Here is a 22,824-nt window from a genome sequence, read left to right as displayed (position 1 = left end):
AATGGTGTATAATTCCATGTAAAGTTTGGCTAAGCATACGGGAGGACTGTATTTTGATAAAATGGGGTAAAGGTGTAATGGCCTTGCTTGTTGCATTAAGCGTGGCGGGCTGTACGAATGATGGGGTATCCAAGGGGCAAACGGCAGCAGAAGCGGATCTTCCGGGCGCAGAAGAGCTGATAGACAGAGTCGCTGAAGCAGGACGCGGGCTGAACAGTTATGTGCAGGAGTCGCAGTCCCGGATTGCATCCGGGATTCCGGCGGGCGGCGGGGATGCTGACTTTATCTCGGATACAACGATGACGACGGAGTATATTTTGGACCCGCTGCAGATGCACCAGACGGCTACCATGATAATCGGAGATAAGGAGCCTGCGGAGACGGAGGCGTATTTTAAAGAGGACCGCTATTATATGTTATTGGAAGGCCTGTGGCGGAAGATGCCGGATTCCTTTCTGGAAGATTTGAAGCTTACGGTGCAGGTGCAGTCAAGTCCCGTGCGGCGGATGGAGATGCTCAAGACAATCCTGCCTTATGTGAACGTATCAGAAGCGGGGGAGGAGTATGTCTTAAGTGTGACGTTGTCCGGTGAGGAGACGAAGAATCTGGAGAGCTTTTACAAGCTTCAGTACAGTAGTAGGGAAGTGGCTGCACAGATGCTTGAACTGGTCAAAAGCATGAGTATGGAATACCGCGTGAGTAAGGAGACCTACTGGCCTACCGGAACTAGCGAGGAACTGGTGACCGAAGAGCTGCTGAACGGGGACGGCGCATACCGGGAAGTGAAGCAGAAGGCGACCATAAGCCAGTATAACAGTGTTAAGGGAATAGTAGTTCCTGAAGAAGTGCTGCAAGTGGATTAGATAGTTGGACCGGCTTGGGGCCGGGATCAACAGCGGGACTGTAAATAGCGGTGATAATACCGTTAATTGTACGTAAACCGTCCTGCCCGCACGGCCGAATCCAAAAAACCTGTACCCGCAGCATCTGCTGCAATGTACAGGTTTTTTGGTGTGTGACTTGGAGGTTTAGTTCCCGGCCGGCCGGAAGCCTTCCTCTGCCAGATACTCTTCAGCTTCTTCAACAGTTTCAAAAGCCATTTCGAGCTGCAGACCGGCGTAGAGATACCACAGGTCCTCCTCGAATCTCAGGCTCAGTGTGTTGCCGTCGGCATTTGTCCAAATAGTCTCTGCACCTGCCGCTGCCGCTGCTTTTTTCTTGCGTTTGCCAGGGGCGGGAGTATCCGGGATATACATCGACAAAGAGGAGATGGAAGCACTGACCAGCTCACGCAGGTCAGCCTCAGAATAGTCGCGGATATTGACCAGGCCTTTGTTGTCTGTTTCATAGCCGCGCAGCAGTCCGGCATAGACAAAGCCGTTGCCGTTCGGATGGAGATGGGAAGCGACGCTCTTTTTATCATGCCGGCTTTCCTCGAAGTGGTAGTTCACCCGCCCGAGCGAGACCTCTCTGCGCTCAAGCTCAGGGTAGGAATCAAAAATCGCTAATTTTTGTTCAAAAGTAAGCATATACAGCCTCCGGTTCACGGTTCATCTGAATTTACAGCTTGCGCAAGTGATTATACCATGCGCACAGGCTGCGGCACTACTGCTTTGCCTGTGTGGTGCCGCCCGCTCGCGGAATATGGCGCGACGGCCTGCTCACTACTGTCTCTGCACCTGACCGGGTGCTAAGGCTGAAGCGGCAGAGTCAATACAAAGGTACAGCCTTCAGCCGGAGGCTCCCCGAGCACCAGGCTTCCGCCCATGGCCTCAGCCAGCAGGCGGCTGAAGGTCAGGCCGAGCCCGAGGCCGCGCAGCAGGCTCTGCTTGCTGCTGCTGCGGAAGAAGGCCTCGAAGACCCTATCCCGGATATCCGGGGCGACGCCCGGACCGTCATCAGCGATGCAAAGCTCCGCGTAATCCTGCGAGATTGCAGTAAGCCGGACCGTCAGCTGCAGCGGCTGTCCCGGCGGCGCGGCCTGGACGCTGTTGTTCAGCAGATTAACGATAATCTGCTGGATACGCAGCGGGTCGCCCCGCACAAAGAGCGGCTTGTCCGGCAGCTCAAGCACAGGCTCCTTAACCTCATCAGCCTGTGTCAGCCCCCATTGGTAGACAATTTCTGACAGTAGCGGAACTGCATCTATCCGGTCATGGCGGACAGCAACAATGCCTGCGGTTAAGGCATTGTAATCAAGCAGATCAGCGACCATACGTTGCAGCCTGCCCGCTTCCTGCAGGGCGATATCCAGGAACTCATCCGCCTCGTCTCCCTCAACAACACCCTCACGGACGGCGTGGACCAGTCCCTTAATAGAAGTGACCGGCGTCTTCAGCTCATGGGATACCCCGGCCAGCATAACGGCCCGGGACTGCTCGAACTGCTGCAGCTTGCCGGACATCTCCTGGAAGGAGACAAGCAGCTCATGGATTTCCCGCTCTTTAGCCCCGGTATCCAGAACGATGTTATATTCACCGTTGCTGATCTGCGAAGCGGCGGCGGCTACCCGCTGAATAGGCTTAGCCAGCTTGCCGGATAACAGGTAGATGGTCAGCCAGCTGAGAATAATCAGGAACAGGATGATAATGGAGAAGAAAAGGATCTCCTCCTGCGGGATATGCCGCAGCGAACGTTTTGACTGAAGCACAATTACCTGTCCAAGGGTTTCGCTGCCCTCCTGAATCTGGGCAACTGCGGCCTTAAATTCCGGACTGCGGGCATCGGTTAAAGTGTCATTAAGCTTATAATGCATCTCTTCCTGGGTCAGCGGCGGATCAGAGAACAGCAGCCTGCCCGCCGGGTCCGTAACAATAACGCACATTTCCAGCGATACCTTGAAGAACCGCTTCCGGTCTTCCACCAGCTTGGCCAGCGTCGGGCTGATCTGCATCGTCCCGTCACTGGTTAAGCTGCGGTCGGCAATTTCCTGGGCCAGCAGGCCGGTGGTCTGCATCCGGTTGTTCATCGCCTCCTGCTGAATCCACCAGAAGGTCAGCAGCGCTGTCAGCAGCAGCCCGGCGCTGAGAATAATAATGTAGCGGAGCGTCCAGTAGGTCAGGATGGAGGTGCGTTTGCGCGTTTTTTTTATTCGGTCCATAGCTGATACCCCGTTCCGCGCAGTGTGCGGATCTCGCCTTCTGCGGCAGGCCAGTGCGAGAGCGCCTGGCGCAGCCGTTTGATCGACAGGTCAACAGCACGGTCACTGCCGTCATAGTCCATCTCCCATACCTGCTCGATCAGCTGGTCTCTGGTGCAGATCTGATTCGGCCGTTCGGCCAGGAACAGCAGAACGGACATGTCACGCGGACTCAGATTGACCTCTGCACCGTTCAGGAAGATGCTGCGTGCGCTGAAGTCAACAAACAGGCTGCCGAAATGGCGTTTGCCGCTGCCGTCAGACCACTGGGAGGGCCGGCGCAGCACGGCATTAACACGGGCGACAACCTCCTCGGGAATGAACGGCTTCGACATATAATCATCAGCGCCGCCGTCGAGCCCGGCCAGCCGGTCCTTGATGCCGTCTCTGGCGGTCAGCATGATGACCGGGCAGCTGCTGATTTTGCGGATCTGGTCCAGCAGCTCGAAGCCGTCCATCTCCGGCAGCATGATGTCGAGCAATATAAGGGAAGGGGGCGAACCCCCGAATACATCCAGTGCAGTCCGTCCGTCGGCGGCACGGGTGACGTGGTAGCCCGCTTTCTTCAGATAGGCGCTGAGCACACGGGCAATGGGTTCCTCATCTTCAACAATCAGAATGGATTTCAAGTCATAGCCCTCCTTTTGCGGACTGAAACATCCGGAATTACTTAAAATCACGATCATTTTACCACATTCCACCGCAGGGTGCTTCGACTTATTCCCGACATATTGCTTTGCTAGAATGGGTTCAAGCCGGACAAGGCATAGAGAAAATACATGGATGGAGGCATTAACAATGAAGAAAAAAACATGGATATGGGCAGCCGCAGGTGTCGTTGCCGCAGGAGCAATCGCAGCCTTTGTACTTTTGAACAACAGCTTGGGCAATAACGTGGAGATCGAGTCGGTTATCCCTGCACAGGATCAGACATCAGCTAACTCAGGTACAGCTGCTGCAAATACGCCGGAGACGGCAGCCGCTGCGGTTACTGCAGAGCAATTGAACGGTGCGTGGAGCGTGGCTGACACATCAAAAGTATACTGGTCGGTTACAACCTCCCAGGAAACAGTCAATTTCGTGAACCCGTCAGTTACAGGTACTTGGAATGTTAATCTGGATGATGCGGCAGCAATGACCGGTGAAGGCTCCATTGAGATGAGTGCGCTGGATTCCGGAAACGGACAACGGGATGAGCATGTAAAAGCTGCTGACTATCTGGATGCGGCCCAATTCCCGCAATCGACCTTCACCGTAAGCTCCTTCTCCGAGCTGCCGGCAGAATGGACTGAAGGTACAGCAGTGCCTGTTCAGATGGAGGGTACGCTAACCGTTAAGGGAATTGACAAGGATGTTATTTTTGATTCGCAGGTAGTATACAGCGGAGGGCAGCTTATGCTGTCAGGAACCACAACGGTCACCTTTGCCGACTTCGGCCTGGCCAGTCCTCATAACATCGTAATGGAAACAGAGAATGACCTCGAGGTGCGTCTGGAGCTTGTGCTCAATAAGTAACGTTTAATATAAATGGATTATGGTATAAAATAGTGCATGACAAACAAGGCCGTTCCCAAGTGGAACGGCCTTGTTTGTGTCTGATTCTCTTCATCCCTGCAGACAGCTGATTATCTGCTGGACACAGTTAATTACGTTAACCGTTCCGGTTAATCCGCCTGTTCCTGATCCGTTCCAGCTCCGTCTGCTGCTGCCCCGTCCGCCGTGCTCTCGGGCTGCGGAAGGCTCTTCTTCGGAATGCCGTCCAGGCCATACTCCCAGTCATAGGCGTCAAAAATCTTGCGCGCCACCGGAGCGGCACTGTTGGAGCCGAATCCGCCCTCAGGGATGACCACAGCGACTGCCAGCTTGGGATTGTCGCGCGGGGCAAAGGCGATGAATACACCGTTGTCAGCCAGGTGGCTGCTGCGCTTCCCGTTTACCGTTATATCATACTGCTGCTGGGAAGTACCTGTTTTGCGTGCGAAATCATAGGGGAAATCGTTAAATGCAGTAACGCTTGTATTCATCCCCTTGATGACCTCGCGCCAGTAGGCCTTATCAAAGTTCACCTCATTAAGGACCTCCCTGCCGAAGGCTTTGACCGTATTGCCGGCCTGATCCGTTATTTTACTGACAAGCTGCGGTTTAATCCGTACGCCCTGGTTAGCCAGGGTAGAGGTATACTGGACGAGCTGAAGCACCGTATACTGGCCCTGCTGTCCGAAAGAGGCAAATACTAATGCAGACTGCGAACTTCCCTTTTCAGCTTCTTTTGTATAGTTGATCAGTCCTTTGTGTTCCCCTGGAAGCCCGCTCTCTGGAAATTCACCCAGCCCGAACTCCTTCATGTATGTGTCCCAGACTTTTACTCCTTCAGAGCCGTACTTCTCATAAAGTTTCTTTCCTATCTTATCAATCATAAAGACGTTGGAAGACTTCTCTATAGCCATTGCCGGAGTTTTGAAATAACCGTACGCATGACCGCCTGCATTACGGACGGTAGTCTCATGTCCGGCTCTGCCGAAAGTGGTGCTGCCTGTATCAGTGTAGCTAGTGCCCGTTGTAATGAAGCCTTCGTTTAGGCCAATCAATACGGTTAGTGGCTTGATGACAGAGCCCAGAAATACGGTGGAGCTGAAATTATGCCCGGATCGTCCGGAGGAAATCGGCGTCACCGCACCATTCTGATAATTCGGCAGCAGCTCGTCCCACACATCAGCAGGCATCGTGCCTGTAGTCCACAGATTAGTATCATAGTCCTCCATGCTGGCCATCGCGACAATATTACCTGTATCTACTTCCATGGCTACCGCATAGCCGGTTAAGGCATCCTTATGAACCTTCCCCTGTACCGGATTGCTGTGGACCCATTTGATCTGATCCAGGATGGCCTGCTCGGTTTTCATCTGAATGGTTTTGTCGATGGTGGTCCACAGATTATTGCCTTTGACAGGAGGTATCGTCTCCACGATGCCCTCGGCCATATTCTTGGCATTAACAGCTACGCTCAAGTAGCCGTTGCGTCCCCGCAGCTCGCGCTGGTACTGCAGCTCAAGACCGTCGAACCCTACAAATTCATCGTCCCGGTAGGCCAGGCCCGGATCAGCGCTGTTTCTCATAGCGGCCTGAATGTTCAGATACATATCGAAGCTTTCCTTTGATTTTTTGAAGGGCTTGATATATCCGACGGTCTGTACGGCTACAGTGTCCGGATCATAATGGCGTTCATCCTCTTCGCTGACCGTCAGAGTGGGATACTTGTTCTTGTTTTCCATGAAGTAGGCGATTTCCTCATTGCTTAGACCCCGTTTGAGCGGACGCGGCATGAAGCCGGAATACACCTTGGAATCCAGATCCATCGCTTTGAGAATAGCTTCCTTGGTCAGGACTTCCCCTTCGGGCAGTGTAGTCCCGTATTTGACAAAGTCGGCAGCCAGATCAGCAGCAAGCTGGTCGGCCTTGGCAGCAGCCTCAGGAGCCCGGCTGGTAATCCGGGTATCCTTGTCCGTTACGGTCTGGGTAAATTCACTTGTCAGGGAAAAATACAGCGTTTGCACCGAGGTTGAATAGGCCAGCTTCTCCCCGCCTTTTGCGAAAATGGTTCCGCGGATGGAGGCCAGGGGTACATTCTTGGTATCCCGGCTGGCTTCGGCCTCAGTAAGTGTGGAGCCCTCCACAAATTGAATAATGGCAAGACGGATAATAATGATGCAGAATATAATAAACGTGCTGAAGAAAAAGATATTGATGCGCAGACTGAGTGACTGGTTAGGTTTAGGATCGTCTTCCATAGCGTTTGGCCTGAAAATATCTTTCACTGCTAGCCTCCCTGCAGAACCATCTGCTCTATAAATCTATTAGTTTTGTAATCCTATACAAATCATATTTTACCATAATAAACCACTATCAGGGAATCTTACATGGATACCGGGTCGTGCAAAAGAAGGAGCGGAAATCGATGATTGACGTGGCAGCAGCCATTATACACAATGAAGAAGGGAAGCTGCTGATTGCCCGCAGGAAGCCGGGTAAAGCGCAGGCCGGACTATGGGAGTTTCCGGGCGGTAAGCTGGAGCCGGGTGAGGCGGCTGCGGAGTGCCTGATCAGAGAGCTGATGGAAGAAATGAACATAGAGATTAGGCCGTATGAATACTTTGGCTGTCATGAGCATGACTACGGCACCGTTCAGATCAGGCTGGTCGCCTGGAGAGCAGAATATACAGGCGGTAAGCTTGAACTCAACGATCATGACAGCTGGAGCTGGGCCGAGCGAAGTGAACTGGCGGAGTATCATTTTGCGCCGGCAGATGTGCCTTTTGTAAAGAGGCTGATGGAAGAATAAGGGAGAGGCGGCTGATTATTTTGCGTGAATATAACAAGCTGGTCAGGGATGGAATTCCGGCACTGATTGCTTCACAGGGAAAGGCTTGCAGCACAAGAGCTATGGATAACGGAGAATACATAGAGACGCTGCGGTTGAAGCTGCGCGAAGAGGCGGAAGAGTACTTGGAGGCTGAACAAGACAAGCAGGCGCTGGAGGAGCTCGCTGACCTGCTGGAGGTCATTCATGCGCTGGCTGCGGTACATGGCGGGGACAGTGTGCTGCTGGAGCAGATACGTGCAGACAAGGCGGCGCAGCGCGGCGGGTTCAGTAACCGTATTATGCTGCTGCATGCGGAGGAGTAGCCCGATGTTTAAGAACCGGATGACGTTTTCGCTTAGTGCAGTTGCTGCCATGGTTCCGATATTATTTTACATGTATAGTTACCGTCAGATGCCGGATTTTGTACCCGTGCATTATGATGGTGCAGTGGCGGACCGGTTCGCCTTAAAAGGGAGCTATGAGGTTATTCTGATCAGTCTGCTCGGCTGGCTCGGCTTCGGCATTATCCGGCTGCTTCAGCTGCTGCTGCGGAGGCTGTTCCTGCACAGCTATGTTGAGAATTTGGCTGTGGTTCACCGGGTCTGGAACGCAGCAACGCTGCTGGTAACAGCCGGATTCTCAGTGCTGGCAATATATGCGCTGCTGGCTATGGTCTGATCCGGCAGCATTCTTTTACACAGGCAGCACAGTTTGATAGAATCAAAAGGAGTAAAAACTATTCCTGAGCAGGAGGGACATCAATGGCTAACGATAACGCTTACAAGATAAAATGGGGCATTCTGAGCACCGGATGGATCGCTCATAAGTTCGCAACGGATCTGGCCCATGCCAGCAATGGCATTGCTTATGCTGTCGGATCACGCACGCAGGAAAGTGCAGACAAGTTCGCCCGCAGCCATGAAATTCCGGTAGCTTATGCTACCTATGAAGAGCTGGTCAGTGATCCTGAGGTGGATGCCATCTACATCGGGACTCCGCATCCGTTCCATAAAGAGAATGCGCTGCTGGCCCTGCGCGCAGGTAAGGCGGTGCTGTGCGAGAAGCCGTTCACGGTGAACAGTGCAGAACTGGAGGAGGTTGTGGCGTACGCCCGGGAGCAGAAGCTGTTCCTGATGGAGGCGATGTGGAGCCGCTACATTCCGGCCAATGCCAAGGTCAGAGAATGGGTTGCAGCAGGCCGGATCGGTGATGTCCGGCTGGTTAAGGCAGACCTCGGCTTCCGTGCCGACTGGAATCCGCAAGGGCGGCTGCTGAACCCTGAGCTGGGCGGCGGTGCGCTGCTGGATGTCGGTATCTATCCGGTATCCTTTGCTTCGATGATTCTGGGCCCGCATCCGGAGTCGGTATCGAGTACTGTCCATATCGGAGAAACCGGTGTGGATGAGCACTTCTCGCTGCTGTTATCCTATGAGGGCGGCAAAAGCGCTTCGCTGAACGGCGGCATCCGGCTCAAATTGACGGAGGAGGCCCATGTGTTCGGAACGGACGGGCATATCGTCGTCAAAGGCACGCTCGTCAACCCGCGCGAGGCTGAGCTGTACGTCGGCGGCGAGCTGGTGGAGACCTTTAAGGATGACCGGACCTCCGACGGATACTGCTTTGAGGCAGAGGAAGTGGGACGCTGCCTTCAGGCCGGTCTGACGGAAAGCCCGGTAATGACACTGGGTGAGTCGGTTGCGATCATGAAGCTGCTGGATCAGGTGCGGGCGCAGTGGGGACTTAAATACCCGGGCGAACAATAATATACTGCTCTTATAATATCTGCGGCGGCTCTCAGAGAATGTGATTAACAGCTCTGGGGGCTGCTTTAAGTTGTACGGCCGGACGGGGTGTGGGTTGTAATGTGCCTGCATGGAAATTCGCAGTTCTAGAGCATGCTAATCAAGCTAAGTGGAAATTCGCCATCTATTTCTAAGCGGACTGCTGTGAAGAAGGGATTAGTTGGAAAAATGCTATTTAATTCTGCTGTTCTCGTCCTAAAAGAGATGATTGGGTAAATATAGGTGGTGAATTTCCAGCTAATCATTAAGAAATTCGAGAAACGATGGAAATAGGTGGCGGAAATCAAACTAAATACGCATGGGGAGTTCCAATCGGTCAAGGGAAAGACGGTGTGAAGGTATCTGTCTTGTATAAATTGCGCTGCCTTCACCTATCCGCTATCCGGCAATAAGGAGGATGATCTAATGGTATTAGCTAAAGAAAGTTATCAGGGCTGCCTGCACGGGCTGGCCGCCGGAGATGCGCTCGGAACCACGGTGGAGTTCAAGGCTCCCGGAACCTTTGCGCCTATGGAGGATATGATCGGGGGAGGAGTGTTCGGACTGCAGCCGGGACAATGGACGGACGATACGTCCATGGCGCTCTGTCTGGCGGAGAGCCTGCTGGAGCAGCAGGGCTTTAATCACGCTGACCAGATGCAGCGGTACCTGAAATGGTTCCGCGAGGGCCATTTGAGCAGCACCGGAAAATGCTTCGACATCGGCAATGCTACGCGCGAGGCACTGCTGAAGTATGAAGCCGGAGGAGATGCCTACAGCGGGTCGGCCGATCCGCTGGCTGCCGGGAACGGCTCGATTATGCGGCTGGCTCCTGTTGTGCTGTATTATGCGGCTAATCCTGCAGAGGCTATCCGCTATGCGGCGCTCAGCTCCAGGACAACCCACGGGGCAGCGGAATGTCTTAGCGCCTGCCGCCTGATGGCCGCATATATTCTGGCGGGCCTGCACGGCTGGAGCAAGCAGGAAATGCTGTCTCCGGGAGCCTTCGCCGGCTGGCTTAAAGAGGAGGAGCTGACCCCGCACATCCTAGATATCAAGCACGGCTCCTACAAGCATAAGGAGCCGCCGGAAATTCAGGGCAGCGGCTATGTTGTGGAATCCCTGGAGGCGGCGCTTTGGGCATTCCACCACTCAGAGAGCTTTGCCGAGGGGGCGCTTCTTGCCGTCAATCTGGGCAATGATGCCGATACCACCGGAGCGGTGTACGGGCAGATTGCCGGAGCTTATTACGGGCTCAGCGGCATCCCGGAAGGCTGGGTATCCAAGCTTGCGATGCGCAGCCTGATCGACGATTACTCGTTACGGCTGTACAATGAGCCGCAATAAAGCCGGCTGACAGAAACAGCCTTCTTAATTGGACAATCCCAGGATGCCTGCTGCTGCCGGCAATAGAATACAAAGAAGAATCTTAGGGGAAAGTAGAAGAAATAACCCTAAGGGAGAGTGTTCAGGATGGCAAGAAGAAACCGGAAGTATGCAGTACAGGGAGCGGCACAGGGAATGCAGAGCTTCAAGGCTGAGGTTATGAGACGGGAAGGCTACCCGGTGGACCCGAATCATCCGGATGACGTTAAATATGAGGTAGCGAAGGAGCTTGGGATTCCTCTGCAGCCGGGCAATAACGGCAACCTGACAACGGAAGAGGCCGGACATATCGGCGGCAGAATCGGCGGCTCCATGGTCCGGGAAATGATCCGTCTGGCCCAGGAACAGCTTGCCGGGAAAGGGCAGTCCTGAATAAGCAGGCTTAACAGCATGAATCAAGCGCAGCTGTACCTGCTCTGCCGGATAGCGGCAATTCGACCCGGATCTCAAGAATCCCGCCCTGTAAGGCGGCTCCGGCCGTGCCGCCCATCTGCTCCGTAAGCAGGCGGACAATGGACAAACCTAGTCCTGAGCCGCTGCGTCTGGCCTAATCGCCGGTGTAAAATCGCTCAAACAGCCGCCCTGCGTCAACAGAAGCGAAGCTGCTGACCGGATTGCTGAACGATAAAACGCCCCCTGCTGCCATGCTCAGACAGTGTAACCTTTACAGTTAAGCCTCCGTCTGCATGCTGGATACTGTTACGGATCAGGTTATGTATGATTCTGGACAGGGGTTCTTTATCTGCACATACGAATACTGGCGCTGCTTCCACAAGCTCAACTCCGAGCCGGTGCTCCTCCAGTACAGCGACGGAGGCGGCAAGGCATTCAGCCGTGTAATTGCTCAGGTTAATCTCCTGTATCTTCAGCTCAGGCTCAGTCTGCAGCAGATAAGAGTACTCATAAAAATGATCGATCAGTTGCCCCGGCGCATGAGCATGCTTTTGCGCGGTCTGCAGCTTTTTTTGCTGTCCGGGGGTCAGACCCTCGTCCATCACCAGCTGCTGATATCCCCTGATCGCTGTCAGCGGAGTACGCAAATCGTGAGAGATGTTCGCGATCAGCTCCCGGAGCTCCTGCTCCTCCTGAATGCCTTGAAGACGGAGCGTTTCCTCCGCCTTCAGACATTTATTCATGTGGCTAGCGAGCAGCGTCAGCTCCTTGTTCATCAGCTCAAGCCGGAGCGGCTGGCGGGTAATCTCCCTCAGGCGTTTGTCCAGCTGCCGGTTGATGCTCTGCAGCTGCCGCCGGATCAGCAGATTATGCCAGGCAAGCCCGGTTATTAAGATAACGGCAGTTATTCCGGCGGCAAGAAGCAATTGGCCCACAACCCTTCCTTATCATCCTATTTCAGCTCTGTTCTGCGGAATACCAGATACGATAGTCCAAGCATTACAGCAGCAAAGCCCGCACTAACCAGAATAGCTGTAAGCATATCACCCGTCGTCGTAGCCGGTGAGATGAATATAATGTTCCCCATAAGGCGTTACAGCCAGCACTCGCTTAAGCACTGGAAGTCGTGCACTTAACTGCATTAATTGTCCCGTAAGCAACAGCGACCACAATAACCGGCTTTTTAATCCAAAAGGCGACCGGCAGACAGATGCTCAGCTGCGCTGCATATACGATAAGCAGCGTCAGGACACCTTCTCCGGCTGGTCACTGCCGATACTGAGGTATTGCCTGCAGTTTTCATCCAGTTGCTCCAGGGTTGCGGAATAAGAGGCAAAAATGCCTTTGATTCCGGCACATAAGGCTAAATGGGCGAAATGAGAGGCAAAAGTACCTCTGAATCCGGCACATTTAGCTAAATAGGCGAAAGGAGAGGCAAAAGTGCCCTTGAATCCGGCGCATATGGCTAAATGGGCGAAAGGAGAGGCAAAAGTGCCCTTGAATCCGGTGCATTTGCCTAAACGGGCGAAAGGAGAGGCAAAAGTACCTCTGAATCCGGCGCATATGGCTAAATGGGCGAAAGGAGAGGCAAAAGTGCCCTTGAATCCGGTGCATTTGGCTAAATGGACGAAAGGAGAGGCAAAAGTGCCTCTGAATCCGGCGCATATGGCTAAATGGGCGAAAGGAGAGGCAAAAGTGCCTCTGAATCCGGCTCGTTTAGCTAAACGGGCGAAATGAAAGGCAAAGATGCCCTTGAATCCGGCGCATATGGCTAAATGGGCGAAAGGAGAGGCAAAGATGCCCTTGAATCCGGCGCATTTGGCTAAATGGACGAAATGAGAGGCAAAAGTACCTCTGAATCCGGCACATAAGGCTAAATGGACGAAAGGAGAGGCAAAAATGCACCAAACGTCCGGATTCCACCGCCAAAGGTCCGGATAATGCCGCCAAAACATTTTACTATTAAAGTGCTTCCGCAATACGCGTTCATATTCTATGATCCGCAGGCAGCACTCAGATTGTTACACACAGGAGGGAAGTATAATGTTAAAAAGGTTAAGCACCGGCAAGTTTCTGATTTATCTTCTGGTAATGGCGCTTGTGGCGCTGCAGTTTCCGGTCACTCCAAAAGCACTGGCGGCGGCACAAGTGTATGAAGCGGAGTCGGCAGTACTGTCCGGGGGAGCGGCGTCAGCGTCTGACCATACCGGCTACACCGGGACGGGATTCGCCGGCGGGTTCACGGACAGCAACAAAGGAATTGCTTCTGCGAAGTTTAATGTAAGCGTTTCACCTGCGGGTAATTACACAGCTGCCCTGAGATATGCCAACGGCACGGGCTCAGCCAAAACCTTAAGCCTGTACGTGAACGGCACCAAGCTGAAGAAAATTTCGCTTCCGGCCACAGCAAGCTGGAGCAGCTGGGCCATTGCCTCAGAGACGGTTGCCCTAAGCGCAGGCAGCGGCACAATCACCTACAAGTTTGATACAGCGGACAGCGGCAACGTTAATCTGGACAATCTGTCGCTGGATCTGTCCCAGGGAACCAATTTGGCTCTTAACAAAAGCGTTACCGCAAACAACACCGTCTCCGGTTTTCCCGCAGCTAATGCGGTGGACGGAAATGCATCCAGCTACTACGAGGGGGCAGCTAACAGCTACCCTAACACGCTGACCGTTGATCTGGGCAGTACGCAGACGGTTCATACCGTTCAGCTCAAGCTTCCGTCCGGCTGGGGCACAAGAACGCAGACCCTGTCTGTACAGGGCAGCACGAATAACACCTCCTACAGCACGCTTGCCGGTTCCCAGACGTACACCTTTAACCCTGCTGCAAACAATACGGTATCTATTACCTTTACAGCAGCTTCAGCCAGATATATCAGAGTGAATTTCACAACAAACAGCGGGGCAACAGGCGGCCAGGCTGCCGAGCTTGAGGTATACGGCTCAGGTACAGTTACTCCGACCCCGGCACCGACGGCGACAGTCACACCTGCCCCAACGGCCGCGCCGACCGCAACACCAGTGCCGACAGCGACACCAGTACCAACCGCCACGCCGGTTCCTACACCAGCGCCATCGGCGGGAGCTTTTGGAGCAAATATGCCGTATGACACCTACGAAGCTGAAAATGCTGCCTACACCGGAGCGCTCATCGGCCCGTCAACTACAGCCGGAGAGCTTGCATCCGAAGCTTCAGGCCGAAAAGCGATCAAGCTGACCGCAGCAGGCCAGTACGTACAGATCACGCTCGCCAAACCCGCGCAGGGTGTAACAATCCGCTATGCCATCCCGGATAATGCGTCCGGAACGGGCATAGAGTCGGCGGTCAGCATGTACGTGGGCGGAACGCTTTTCAAAGACATCAATCTCACCTCCAAATACAGCTGGAACTACGGGGAATGGGGGACAGAGGGGGGAGAGGTCCGCTGGTCTAACAACCCGAATGCGGCTTCGACCACACCTGCTCATATGTACGATGAAGTGTCTGTCCTGCTCGATAAAGCCTATCCGGCCGGAACGGTGATCAAGCTGCAGCGGAATGCGTCCAATTTGAATTTTGGCTCAACCGCTTATGTCACAGTAGATTTGATTGAAACAGAAGCTGTTCCTGCGGCGCTTACTATGCCATCCAACTACGTAGCTGTTACCTCATATGGTGCTGTAGCAAACGACGGTGCAGATGATACGGCAGCTTTTAACAACGCAATTGCTGCTGTCAAAAACTCCGGCGGTACCTACAAGGGTGTATGGATTCCGGCGGGAACCTTTCATCTGAACAACGGCAGCAAGGGCGCCGGCTATGACGGCAGCGGAACAAGACTGTACCTCGACAGCGGCGTGTCCGTAAAAGGGGCAGGCATCTGGCATTCTACCCTGTCCGGCAATTATGCGGGCTTTTATCTGAGGGGCGGAAATGTAACCCTGTCTGATTTCAAAATCAGCGGCAGCGACATCATCCGCGACGATCACAACGGGCTTACTGCGGTTGAGGGCAACGGTACGAACTCGGTTATCAGCAATCTGTGGATCGAGCATGTAAAAGTAGGCTTCTGGTTCACGAATCAGACGGATAACGTTACCGCATCCAATTCCAGAATCCGCAATGTCTGGGCGGACGGCGTCAACCTGCACCGGGGAACCTCGAACTCTACCGTTACGAATAACTCGGTGCGCAACAGCGGCGACGACGGCATGGCTATGTGGTCCGATGCTTTTCTGAATACCAATAACACGTTCAGCTACAATACGGTGCAGATTCCGACATTGGCCAACAACATCGCCATTTACGGCGGCAAGGACAACAAGGTGATCGGCAACCTGCTTACGGATACTGTGCGGACAGGCGGCGGAATCTCTTTTGGCACCAATTTCAATCCTCCGTCCATGACCGGTACGCTGACCATTCAGGGGAACAAGCTGCTGCGTACCGGCTCGGCCCACCGTGACTACGGCTATCAGATCGGGGCAATCTGGGCTTACTGGCTGAACAACAGCGGCAAGGCACAGAACCTCACGGTTAACGTATCCGGCAATACGATCCAGGACAGCACGTACTCGGGGATTTTTGTGGAAGAACCGGCTCCGAATATTTCAGTCACGTATGCCAATAACACAATCCTGAATTCCGGAACCTACGGCGTATATATCAACGGCTCGGCAACCGGCAGCTCGGTGTTCAGCAGCAATACGGTTACTGGTGCGCCAGCAGGACAATTTGTGAATGCTTCTGCCAGCTTCACCGCCACAGGTTCGGGGAACAACTGGTAAGAGCTAATTTTATAGAAAAGGCCATCCGGCTCCGGGTGGTCTTTTTGGCATGTCGTGGGAATGGGCGAATCCGGTATACATGCTTAAATAGACGGATTTGCCTGATGGGTGGTATGTTATTACATATTAGGAAAAACCTTCGTCCTTCCCTTCTAATCAAACTCTAATCTGGCTGCAAAGCCTTTCTCATCCTTTGTGGTTTACCATTAAGCCGAACATACACAAGGGATGGGAGGAATCAGGTTTATGAAAAGCTCTATAAAAGTGGCAGCATCAGGATTCTTGGCGGCGGCGCTGCTGCTGTACGCAGACTCAGGGTTTGGCAGAGAGGCGCTTGCCCGGCATCTGAATGAGACTGATTTTGAAGCGAAGCAGGCGGAGCAGGTGAAGACACAGGTGAAGGCTGAGGCGACGGGGTCCGGATTTTCTTTTGACAAAGGGACTTCCGGCATTAAAATGGGCGCTGACACAGAGAGGATTGCCATTACCGGCGTGAACGGTTCAATTGAACTGAAGCAGGGCAGCGGTACACAGATAGAGGTACATACTAGGGTGGCAGTCGATCATGCATCCCGGACAGAAGCGGAAGCTATCGCAGCCAAAAGCGGAATTAAAATACAGGACGGCAAGGAGCTCAGCATCAAGACCTACGGTGAAGCAGAGGGAGGAAACAGCCGTTATAACATCAGCATTCATCTGACGGTTACGCTGCCTAAGGTTGTTGAAGCCGGTTTGCAGGCAGAGCTGACTAATGGAAACCTGCTTTTGTCAAAAGTGACGGCGGGCGGCACCATTACATTAGCTGCGGATAACGGGAACATTACGGTAAAAGAGAGCAGAAGCGATCTGGTCCTCCATACTGACAATGGGGTTGTTACAATAGCCGGTGCCGGGAAAAGTGCAGCAGTCTCTGTGGTGAACGGAAACATTGATGCCAACAAGGTTACAGGGCCGCTCGATATCCGGACTGTAAACGGCAACCTGTCTGTTGAGGAAGCTTACTCGTCCATTAAGGCAGAAAGCGTTGCAGGCATTATTCATATTGAGTCTTCAAAAGTCGGCGGTCACTGGAATGTGTCCAATACGGCAGGTAATGTCAGCCTGGCCTGGCCTGAGCAGGCGGATGTCCGGGTGGAGGCCAGTACAACGTTCGGGAATCCGGAAACGGAATTTCCCTTAACCGTAAAAGGCGGAAGAGTCAGCGGAACCATCGGCGCAGGAACGTACCGCATTGAGGCTTCCTCGCTGGCCGGCTTGTCTCTTCAGCACAGCAATTAATCTGATAGTGTGAGAAGGTGGAGTACCGTTTGAGTACGAAGGAGCATGTCCTGATTATTGAGGATGAAGCGGCCATGGTCCGGCTGCTGGAGCTGGAGCTGGCTTATGAGGGCTATGAGATCACCGTTGCCAGAGACGGGCTGGCCGGTGCAGAGCAGGCAATACAGGGGAGCTATGATCTTATTCTGCTTGATTTGAACCTGCCGGGGATTAACGGAATTGAAGTCTGCAAAAGAATCCGCGCCGTTAAGCAGACGCCGATCATTATGATTACTGCGCGCGATACCATCAGCGAACGGGTGCGGGGGCTGGATACCGGCGCGGATGATTACGTGCCCAAGCCGTTTGCCATCGAGGAGCTGCTCGCCCGCATGCGTTCCCTGCAGCGGAGGCTGCAGCAGAGCCGGGAGCCGGAGGATCTGCTGGAGGCCAAGGACCTGTCGCTCAGTGCGGCTTCGCACCGGGTAACCCGCGCCGGACAGGACATTGAGCTGTCGCAGCGTGAATTTGAGCTGCTCCGCTGCCTGCTGCAGAACAAGAACCGGCTGATGAACCGCGAAGCGCTGCTGAATCTGGTCTGGGGTTATTCCTATGAGGGCGAAACCAATGTGGTAGATGTCTATATCCGCTATCTGCGCCTGAAGGTGGATGAGGGCTACGGGGAGAAGCTGATCCATACGGTCCGCGGCAGCGGCTACATTCTAAGGGACTGACGGAGAGGGGGAACGGACAATGAAGGGCTTAACATTCTCCCGCAAGGTCAGCGCCTCCATTGCGCTGGCCTCACTAATTGTAGCGGCAGTACTGGGCGGCTTTGTGTATATTACCTTTAGCCAATGGACGCAGAAGCAGGAGAAGGAGCTGCTTACCGAAAAGCTGAAGCAGTTCGAGCTGCAGATTAAGGAGGTCACCTTCCTGCCTTCGCTGCTAAGACCCGGCTTCGGAAGAGGGAGCGGGGCGGCAGCGGTACTGAAGCCGGACCTGTCTTCCTTTGCCGCTGATCTGGATGAAGGCCAGACGCTGCAGCTGCTGGATACCAAGGGGCGGGTGCTGGCAGAGGAGGGTACGCCATCGGGTGCAGATGTAGAGGCGGGGAAGGACACGGCGATGCGGGATGGTGCAGAGGCCGGGCAGTATGAGGCAGTAAGCAGCCTGACCCTGCCGGCATTTGGCACGGTAACCCTGCGGCTGGCTGACAGCGGGTATTCTGCTGCTGCGGCAGCCTCGCGCGAAGTAGGCCGGCTGCTGCTGCTCGGCCTGCTGCTGGCTGCCGGGGCAGCAGCGCTGGCCGGGTGGCTGGTCGCCCGCTCCGCCCTGAAGCCGATCCGCAGCATGATTGGCGAGGTGCAGAGTATCGGGGCAGACAATCTGTCGCACCGGCTTGCGCTGCCGGCAGCGCAGGATGAGCTGTACCAACTGGGGGCGACCTTTAATGCGCTGCTGCAAAAGCTCAACATGTCCTTTGACCAGCAGCGGCGTTTTGTAGCAGATGCTTCCCATGAGCTGAAGACACCGCTGGCTATCATCGAAGGGCATACGCATATGATCCAGCGCTGGGGCAAGCAGTCACCGGAGGTGCTGGAGGAATCGCTGGGATTCATGATGGATGAGGCGGGCCGGATGAGGGAACTTATCGCCCAACTGCTGCTGCTGGCCGAGACGGAGGAGCCGGTGCAGGAAGGCACCGGGGAGGAATGTGAGGTGCAGCAGGTTTTGCAAGAGCTGGTGCCCCAGACCGTTCATGTAGGTTCCGGTGTTACTTTGAGTACCGGTGAAGCCGGAAATGCCAGTCCATTGCCGGTCCGGATGCCGCCGGGCGCCTGTTACCAGGTGCTGCGTAATATTGTGGAGAATGCGCTGAAATATACACCGGAAGGCGGCAGTGTGCACATTGCATATCAAGCTGACGCTGATCAGGTCATTGTATCCGTTACAGATACAGGAATCGGGATTTCTGCAGAGCAGCTTCCGCATATTTTTGACCGCTTTTACCGGGCGGAAGGGTCGCGGAGCCGGGCAAAGGGCGGATCGGGACTGGGCCTGGCGATTGCCAAGGCGATCATGGAGCGTTACGGAGGCTCGATTACCATTGAGAGTATAGAGGGGGCTGGCACGAAGGTGATGCTGTCGTTTGTGCGGGGAACGGGATCCAGGGTTAGGGAACAGGAAGTAAGGAGCAGCGCAGGAAGCTGAATTCGGGGCTGTAACGAACAAGGGCGTCATCACAGCCGTATCCCGGCTGTGATGACGCCCTTTCCAGTCAGCTGCGCGCAGATTAACGCGGATTCAGCTGCACCTTTGAGCCTTTGCCGCCGCTTTGTACACCGGTGTCCTTGACTCCGGCATCCAACAAATCGGCTACCAGCCGCTCAATTACGGTCTTGGCTGCGGCCGCTTCTTTGGCGCCCGAAGCCTGGACATTCAGCAGCACCGGCTTGCCGGAGCGCAGATGCTTGTCCGCCTGGCGCAGCTTCGTGTCGTAGTCATGCTCCTCGATATGGGCGGTGAAGCGCAGCTCTTTGACCTTGACCTTGTCTTTGCCGCCGCTCGGCCCGGCTGCCTGGCCGGAACCGGCCTTGCGTGCGGACGCTGCTTCCTTCTGGGCCGCAGCCTTTGCCTTGCCCTTGGCCATCAGGGTGCAGGGCGGAGGACTGCTCATCAGCGAGGTGCAGACCAGATCGGCACCCTGGGACCGGGCCATTCCCAGCGCCTCTTCTCTGGAGACAATGCCGAGCTTCTCGCCGCGGAGTCCGGTAAGGACAACCTCGGACGCCCGTATTTGTTCGTTCATGAATACTGCCATTGATAGGTAACCTCCTGCGGACATGGATACTGTTATCATAACGGGAAGTGGTCCGCCGTTCAATCAGCAGAGCGGAGACCTGCCTGCGGGCGTTCATAAATTCCGCACGCGGGCGCTCTTGAAATCCCCGCCCAAACTATCAGGGGAATAAAAAAGACCCGGCAATTTCTGCCGGGTCTCCATATATAATTCCGTTGCATGATGAAATTCGTTGTGATATAGTAAAACAGCGTCACTATTTTTATTAAAATTAAGATATAAGTATGACATCTTATTTATATCTTAATCTTACCATAGGAATTGCAGCTTTGTCAAACCTGATTTTTGGCAGAAGGCAGACCAGATTAATAAAGGAGTGTGTCAGCGGATGATTCATGCGGAGGATTGGCAGCGGGAGCAGGAGCGGCTGGATTTGGTAACGGAGGAGCTGCAGACAGCCATTGCCGGAATTGAACCGGAAGTGTCCGGACTGCGGGAGCAGGTAACGGAGATCCGTAAGCGGTTCTGGGAGGAAGTGACCGTTAATACCAGCACGGACGAGGATTTCGAAGAGACCTTCTACAGCATCAAGCAGCAGGAGGCGCTGCTGTCCGAGCGGGAGCGCAGCCACCGGGTGCGGATGCAGCGTTACAACAGCATGAAGCGGCTGCTGCCGTCCCCGTACTTCGGACGCATTGATTTTCAGGAGGAGGGGCAGGGCGGCGATGAGCAAGTCTACATCGGTGTAGCCTCTTTTGCCACTGAAGACGGCCTGGACTTCCTGGTCTATGACTGGCGAACTCCCGTTGCCAGCCTGTATTACGACCATTCACCCGGTGCCGCGAGCTACGATACACCGGGAGGAGAGATTGCCGGAACGATGACGCTGAAGCGGCAGTATCAGATCCGGGGCAGCAAGCTCCAGAATGTGTTCGATACAAGCCTGACCATCGGGGATGAGCTGCTGCAGCAGGTACTCGGCAAAGGTGCCGATTCACAGATGAAGAGCATTGTAGCTACGATCCAGAAGGAGCAAAATGCGATTATCCGTGATGACAAAAGCCGCATGCTTATTGTCCAGGGGGCGGCCGGCAGCGGCAAAACCTCCGCAGCGCTGCAGCGGGTAGCCTATCTGCTGTATAAGCACCGCGACCGGATCACGGCAGATCAGATCGTGCTTTTTTCGCCGAATCCGATGTTCAACAGCTACGTATCCACCGTCCTGCCTGAGCTTGGTGAAGAGAACATGCAGCAGACGACCTTCCAGGAATATCTGGAGCACTGGCTTGGGGCGGAGTTCAAGCTGGAGGACCCGTTCGCGCAGATCGAATATGCGATGAGTCCGGGGGCGGCACCGGGTTATGAAGCGCGGATGAGCGGGATGACCTATAAGGCTTCCGGTGATTTTTTGCAGGCGCTCCGCAGCTACGCGCTGTGGCTGGGACAGGACGGTATGTTGTTCCGCAGCATCCGCTTCCGGGACCGTGAGCTGATTACGGCTGCACAGATGAAATCGCAGTTCTACAGCTATGCCCCTACTATACGTCTGGCTAACCGCATTACCCTGCTGCGGGATTGGCTGCTGCGGGAGCTGGCGGCGCTTGAAGTCATTGAGCTGGATGCTGACTGGGCCCGGGATGAGCTGGATTATCTCGATACCGAGCAATATGCCGAAGCCTACAGCACCTTGCTCAAAAAAGTACAGCGGCAGTCGGCAGTCTTCGATTTCGCTGAGCAATACGAGGAACTCTACGGGGAGCTGCGCGGACAAGAGCAGGGGGAAGAGAATGTATTCGACTACGCCGAGCAGGAGGAGGAGCTGCTGCTGCGGCTGATTGTGAAGGAGAGCTTCAAGCCGCTGCGGCGGGAGGTCAGACGCCTGAAATTTATAGATGTAACCGGACTTTACAGCCAGCTGTTTGCGGAGGATGCGGAGGCTTACCGGCAGATGACGGGGACTGCTGCTGTGCCGGAGCTGTGGACGGAAATATGCGGGCAGACGCAGGAGAAGCTGGCGCGGCTTGAGCTTTTCTATGAGGATGCAACTCCGTTTCTGTATCTGAAGGAGCTCATTGAAGGAACGCGGACGAACACAATTGTCAGACATCTCTTTATAGATGAAGGCCAGGATTACTCTCCGTTCCAATATGCTTTTCTGAAGCAGCTGTTTCCAAGGGCGCGGATGACCGTGCTCGGCGACTTCGGGCAGGCGATATCTCCGCAGGCGACGAATCTGGCGGAAGCAGGGCCGTCTCTAACAGGGCTTTATGGCGAAGAAGAGACCTCGCTGATAATGCTTGTACGGAGCTACCGTTCCACCCGCCAGATTGTAGAGTTTACGAAATCGCTGCTGCCGGAGGCGGGAATTGTCCCGTTCGACCGGGGCGGCAGGAAGCCATGTCTTACCCGAACAGGCAGCGGCGGAAAGCGGGAGGTACGGATGATGCAGGATATAGCTGCGCTCCGGGCGGAAGGCCTCGATTCCATCGCAGTTATTACCAAAACAGCAGGTGAAAGCCGCGAAGCCTATGAGGCACTCTCATCACTTGGCGCTGAAGGACTGCGGCTGGTTACGAAGGATACGCTCACTTTTGAACAAGGAATTCTGGTCCTCCCCGCCTACCTCGCCAAAGGTGTCGAATTCGACGCCGTGCTGATCTATGATGCTTCTGCGCAGACGTACCGGCGGGAGAGTGAGCGGAAGCTTTTTTATACAGCATGTACGCGTGCGATGCATCAATTGATGCTCTATTCGTCCGGGGACTGGACGCCTTTTATTGAGGGGATCGATGAAGCCTTATATGACGCGGTGACTCTTGATTAAGTAGCCTCCGACTGTTATAAGCAGCGGGTAAACTCGGTTAAAATCAAACTCTACATTGGCACCTGCCGGCGAACCGGATTATGCTTAGCTCATATTGCCTGAAAGAAA

General features: G+C 54.4%; 21 protein-coding genes. 14 read left to right on the top strand and 7 right to left on the bottom strand.

All coding sequences use genetic code 11. The annotated features are described in order from the left end of the window. The first annotated feature begins 53 nt into the window (after positions 1-53). A complete protein-coding gene (locus tag BN3772_RS05805; RefSeq protein WP_042197702.1) occupies positions 54-863 on the top strand; it encodes a DUF6612 family protein in 810 nt (269 codons plus the stop codon). Positions 864-1,028: 165 nt separating this feature from the next. On the opposite strand, the gene BN3772_RS05800 is transcribed toward BN3772_RS05805, so the two are convergent. The 3 genes from BN3772_RS05800 to BN3772_RS05790 all read right to left on the bottom strand — a co-directional run bounded on the left by BN3772_RS05800 (position 1,029) and on the right by BN3772_RS05790 (position 3,768). Next, entirely contained in the window at positions 1,029-1,529 is a 501-nt protein-coding gene (locus BN3772_RS05800; RefSeq protein WP_042197699.1) for a hypothetical protein, read from the bottom strand. A 161-nt stretch (positions 1,530-1,690) separates the two neighbouring features. Continuing rightward, positions 1,691-3,100, bottom strand: a complete 1,410-nt coding sequence (locus BN3772_RS05795; RefSeq protein WP_042197697.1) for a HAMP domain-containing sensor histidine kinase — start codon at positions 3,098-3,100, stop codon at positions 1,691-1,693. Further along, positions 3,088-3,768 (bottom strand): response regulator transcription factor, encoded by a 681-nt coding sequence (locus BN3772_RS05790; protein ID WP_042197695.1) that lies wholly within the window; start codon positions 3,766-3,768, stop codon positions 3,088-3,090. Before BN3772_RS05790 ends, BN3772_RS05795 begins: the two co-directional genes overlap by 13 nt. 169 nt (positions 3,769-3,937) lie before the next feature. Here BN3772_RS05790 and BN3772_RS05785 point away from each other — a divergent pair, with 169 nt between their 5' ends. Continuing rightward, positions 3,938-4,654 carry a YceI family protein gene (locus tag BN3772_RS05785; RefSeq protein ID WP_042173063.1) on the top strand — a complete coding sequence of 239 codons (717 nt, stop codon included), beginning with the start codon at positions 3,938-3,940 and terminating at the stop codon, positions 4,652-4,654. Between the two features lie 149 nt (positions 4,655-4,803). Here BN3772_RS05785 and BN3772_RS05780 read toward each other — a convergent pair whose 3' ends face one another. Next, positions 4,804-6,954, bottom strand: coding sequence for a peptidoglycan D,D-transpeptidase FtsI family protein (locus BN3772_RS05780; protein WP_341872564.1), 2,151 nt, complete (start codon positions 6,952-6,954; stop codon positions 4,804-4,806). A 140-nt stretch (positions 6,955-7,094) separates the two neighbouring features. Here BN3772_RS05780 and mutT point away from each other — a divergent pair, with 140 nt between their 5' ends. The 6 genes from mutT to BN3772_RS05750 all read left to right on the top strand — a co-directional run bounded on the left by mutT (position 7,095) and on the right by BN3772_RS05750 (position 11,038). After that, positions 7,095-7,478, top strand: a complete 384-nt coding sequence (gene mutT, locus BN3772_RS05775; protein WP_042197690.1) for an 8-oxo-dGTP diphosphatase MutT — start codon at positions 7,095-7,097, stop codon at positions 7,476-7,478. A 20-nt stretch (positions 7,479-7,498) separates the two neighbouring features. After that, positions 7,499-7,822 carry a nucleoside triphosphate pyrophosphohydrolase gene (locus tag BN3772_RS05770; protein WP_042197688.1) on the top strand — a complete coding sequence of 108 codons (324 nt, stop codon included), beginning with the start codon at positions 7,499-7,501 and terminating at the stop codon, positions 7,820-7,822. A gap of 4 nt (positions 7,823-7,826) precedes the next feature. Further along, entirely contained in the window at positions 7,827-8,177 is a 351-nt protein-coding gene (locus BN3772_RS05765) for a hypothetical protein (protein ID WP_042197686.1), read from the top strand. 83 nt (positions 8,178-8,260) lie between these two features. Then, complete coding sequence (locus BN3772_RS05760; RefSeq protein ID WP_042197684.1) at positions 8,261-9,262, top strand: Gfo/Idh/MocA family protein; 1,002 nt, start codon at positions 8,261-8,263, stop codon at positions 9,260-9,262. 444 nt (positions 9,263-9,706) lie between these two features. Further along, on the top strand, positions 9,707-10,627 hold the full coding sequence (locus BN3772_RS05755; protein ID WP_042197681.1) for an ADP-ribosylglycohydrolase family protein: 921 nt from the start codon (positions 9,707-9,709) through the stop codon (positions 10,625-10,627). Between the two features lie 126 nt (positions 10,628-10,753). Beyond that, positions 10,754-11,038, top strand: a complete 285-nt coding sequence (locus BN3772_RS05750) for an alpha/beta-type small acid-soluble spore protein (RefSeq protein ID WP_042197678.1) — start codon at positions 10,754-10,756, stop codon at positions 11,036-11,038. Between the two features lie 215 nt (positions 11,039-11,253). Here the strand turns inward: BN3772_RS05750 and BN3772_RS05745 are convergent, their stop codons facing one another. After that, the gene (locus tag BN3772_RS05745; RefSeq protein ID WP_209443620.1) at positions 11,254-11,994 is read right to left on the bottom strand and encodes a sensor histidine kinase; all 741 of its coding nucleotides are present in this window, start codon (positions 11,992-11,994) and stop codon (positions 11,254-11,256) included. Positions 11,995-12,011: 17 nt separating this feature from the next. Beyond that, the gene (locus tag BN3772_RS30535) at positions 12,012-12,146 is read right to left on the bottom strand and encodes an LPXTG cell wall anchor domain-containing protein (protein WP_157643551.1); all 135 of its coding nucleotides are present in this window, start codon (positions 12,144-12,146) and stop codon (positions 12,012-12,014) included. A 359-nt stretch (positions 12,147-12,505) separates the two neighbouring features. Here BN3772_RS30535 and BN3772_RS05740 point away from each other — a divergent pair, with 359 nt between their 5' ends. The 5 genes from BN3772_RS05740 (at position 12,506) to BN3772_RS05720 (ending at position 19,303) form a co-directional block, all read left to right on the top strand. Beyond that, on the top strand, positions 12,506-12,796 hold the full coding sequence (locus tag BN3772_RS05740; RefSeq protein ID WP_157643550.1) for a hypothetical protein: 291 nt from the start codon (positions 12,506-12,508) through the stop codon (positions 12,794-12,796). Positions 12,797-13,102: 306 nt separating this feature from the next. Continuing rightward, positions 13,103-15,832: a galactose-binding domain-containing protein gene (locus BN3772_RS05735; RefSeq protein WP_042197671.1), complete on the top strand. Its 2,730-nt coding sequence runs from the start codon at positions 13,103-13,105 to the stop codon at positions 15,830-15,832. Between the two features lie 246 nt (positions 15,833-16,078). Continuing rightward, positions 16,079-17,110: a DUF4097 family beta strand repeat-containing protein gene (locus BN3772_RS05730; RefSeq protein WP_042197668.1), complete on the top strand. Its 1,032-nt coding sequence runs from the start codon at positions 16,079-16,081 to the stop codon at positions 17,108-17,110. A 29-nt stretch (positions 17,111-17,139) separates the two neighbouring features. Then, complete coding sequence (locus BN3772_RS05725) at positions 17,140-17,823, top strand: response regulator transcription factor (RefSeq protein WP_280114377.1); 684 nt, start codon at positions 17,140-17,142, stop codon at positions 17,821-17,823. Between the two features lie 19 nt (positions 17,824-17,842). Beyond that, a complete protein-coding gene (locus BN3772_RS05720) occupies positions 17,843-19,303 on the top strand; it encodes a sensor histidine kinase (RefSeq protein ID WP_052380397.1) in 1,461 nt (486 codons plus the stop codon). Between the two features lie 82 nt (positions 19,304-19,385). Here the strand turns inward: BN3772_RS05720 and infC are convergent, their stop codons facing one another. After that, a complete protein-coding gene (gene infC, locus BN3772_RS05715) occupies positions 19,386-19,913 on the bottom strand; it encodes a translation initiation factor IF-3 (RefSeq protein WP_042197665.1) in 528 nt (175 codons plus the stop codon). Between the two features lie 367 nt (positions 19,914-20,280). Here infC and helD point away from each other — a divergent pair, with 367 nt between their 5' ends. Continuing rightward, on the top strand, positions 20,281-22,716 hold the full coding sequence (helD, locus tag BN3772_RS05710) for an RNA polymerase recycling motor HelD (protein WP_042197661.1): 2,436 nt from the start codon (positions 20,281-20,283) through the stop codon (positions 22,714-22,716). The last annotated feature ends 108 nt before the right edge of the window (positions 22,717-22,824 follow it).

This window comes from Paenibacillus camerounensis (genome assembly GCF_000723885.1).
Taxonomy (GTDB): domain Bacteria; phylum Bacillota; class Bacilli; order Paenibacillales; family Paenibacillaceae; genus Paenibacillus_AQ; species Paenibacillus_AQ camerounensis.
Note: the sequence above shows the minus strand (reverse complement) of the source record. Positions and strands in the feature narration are given on the sequence as shown.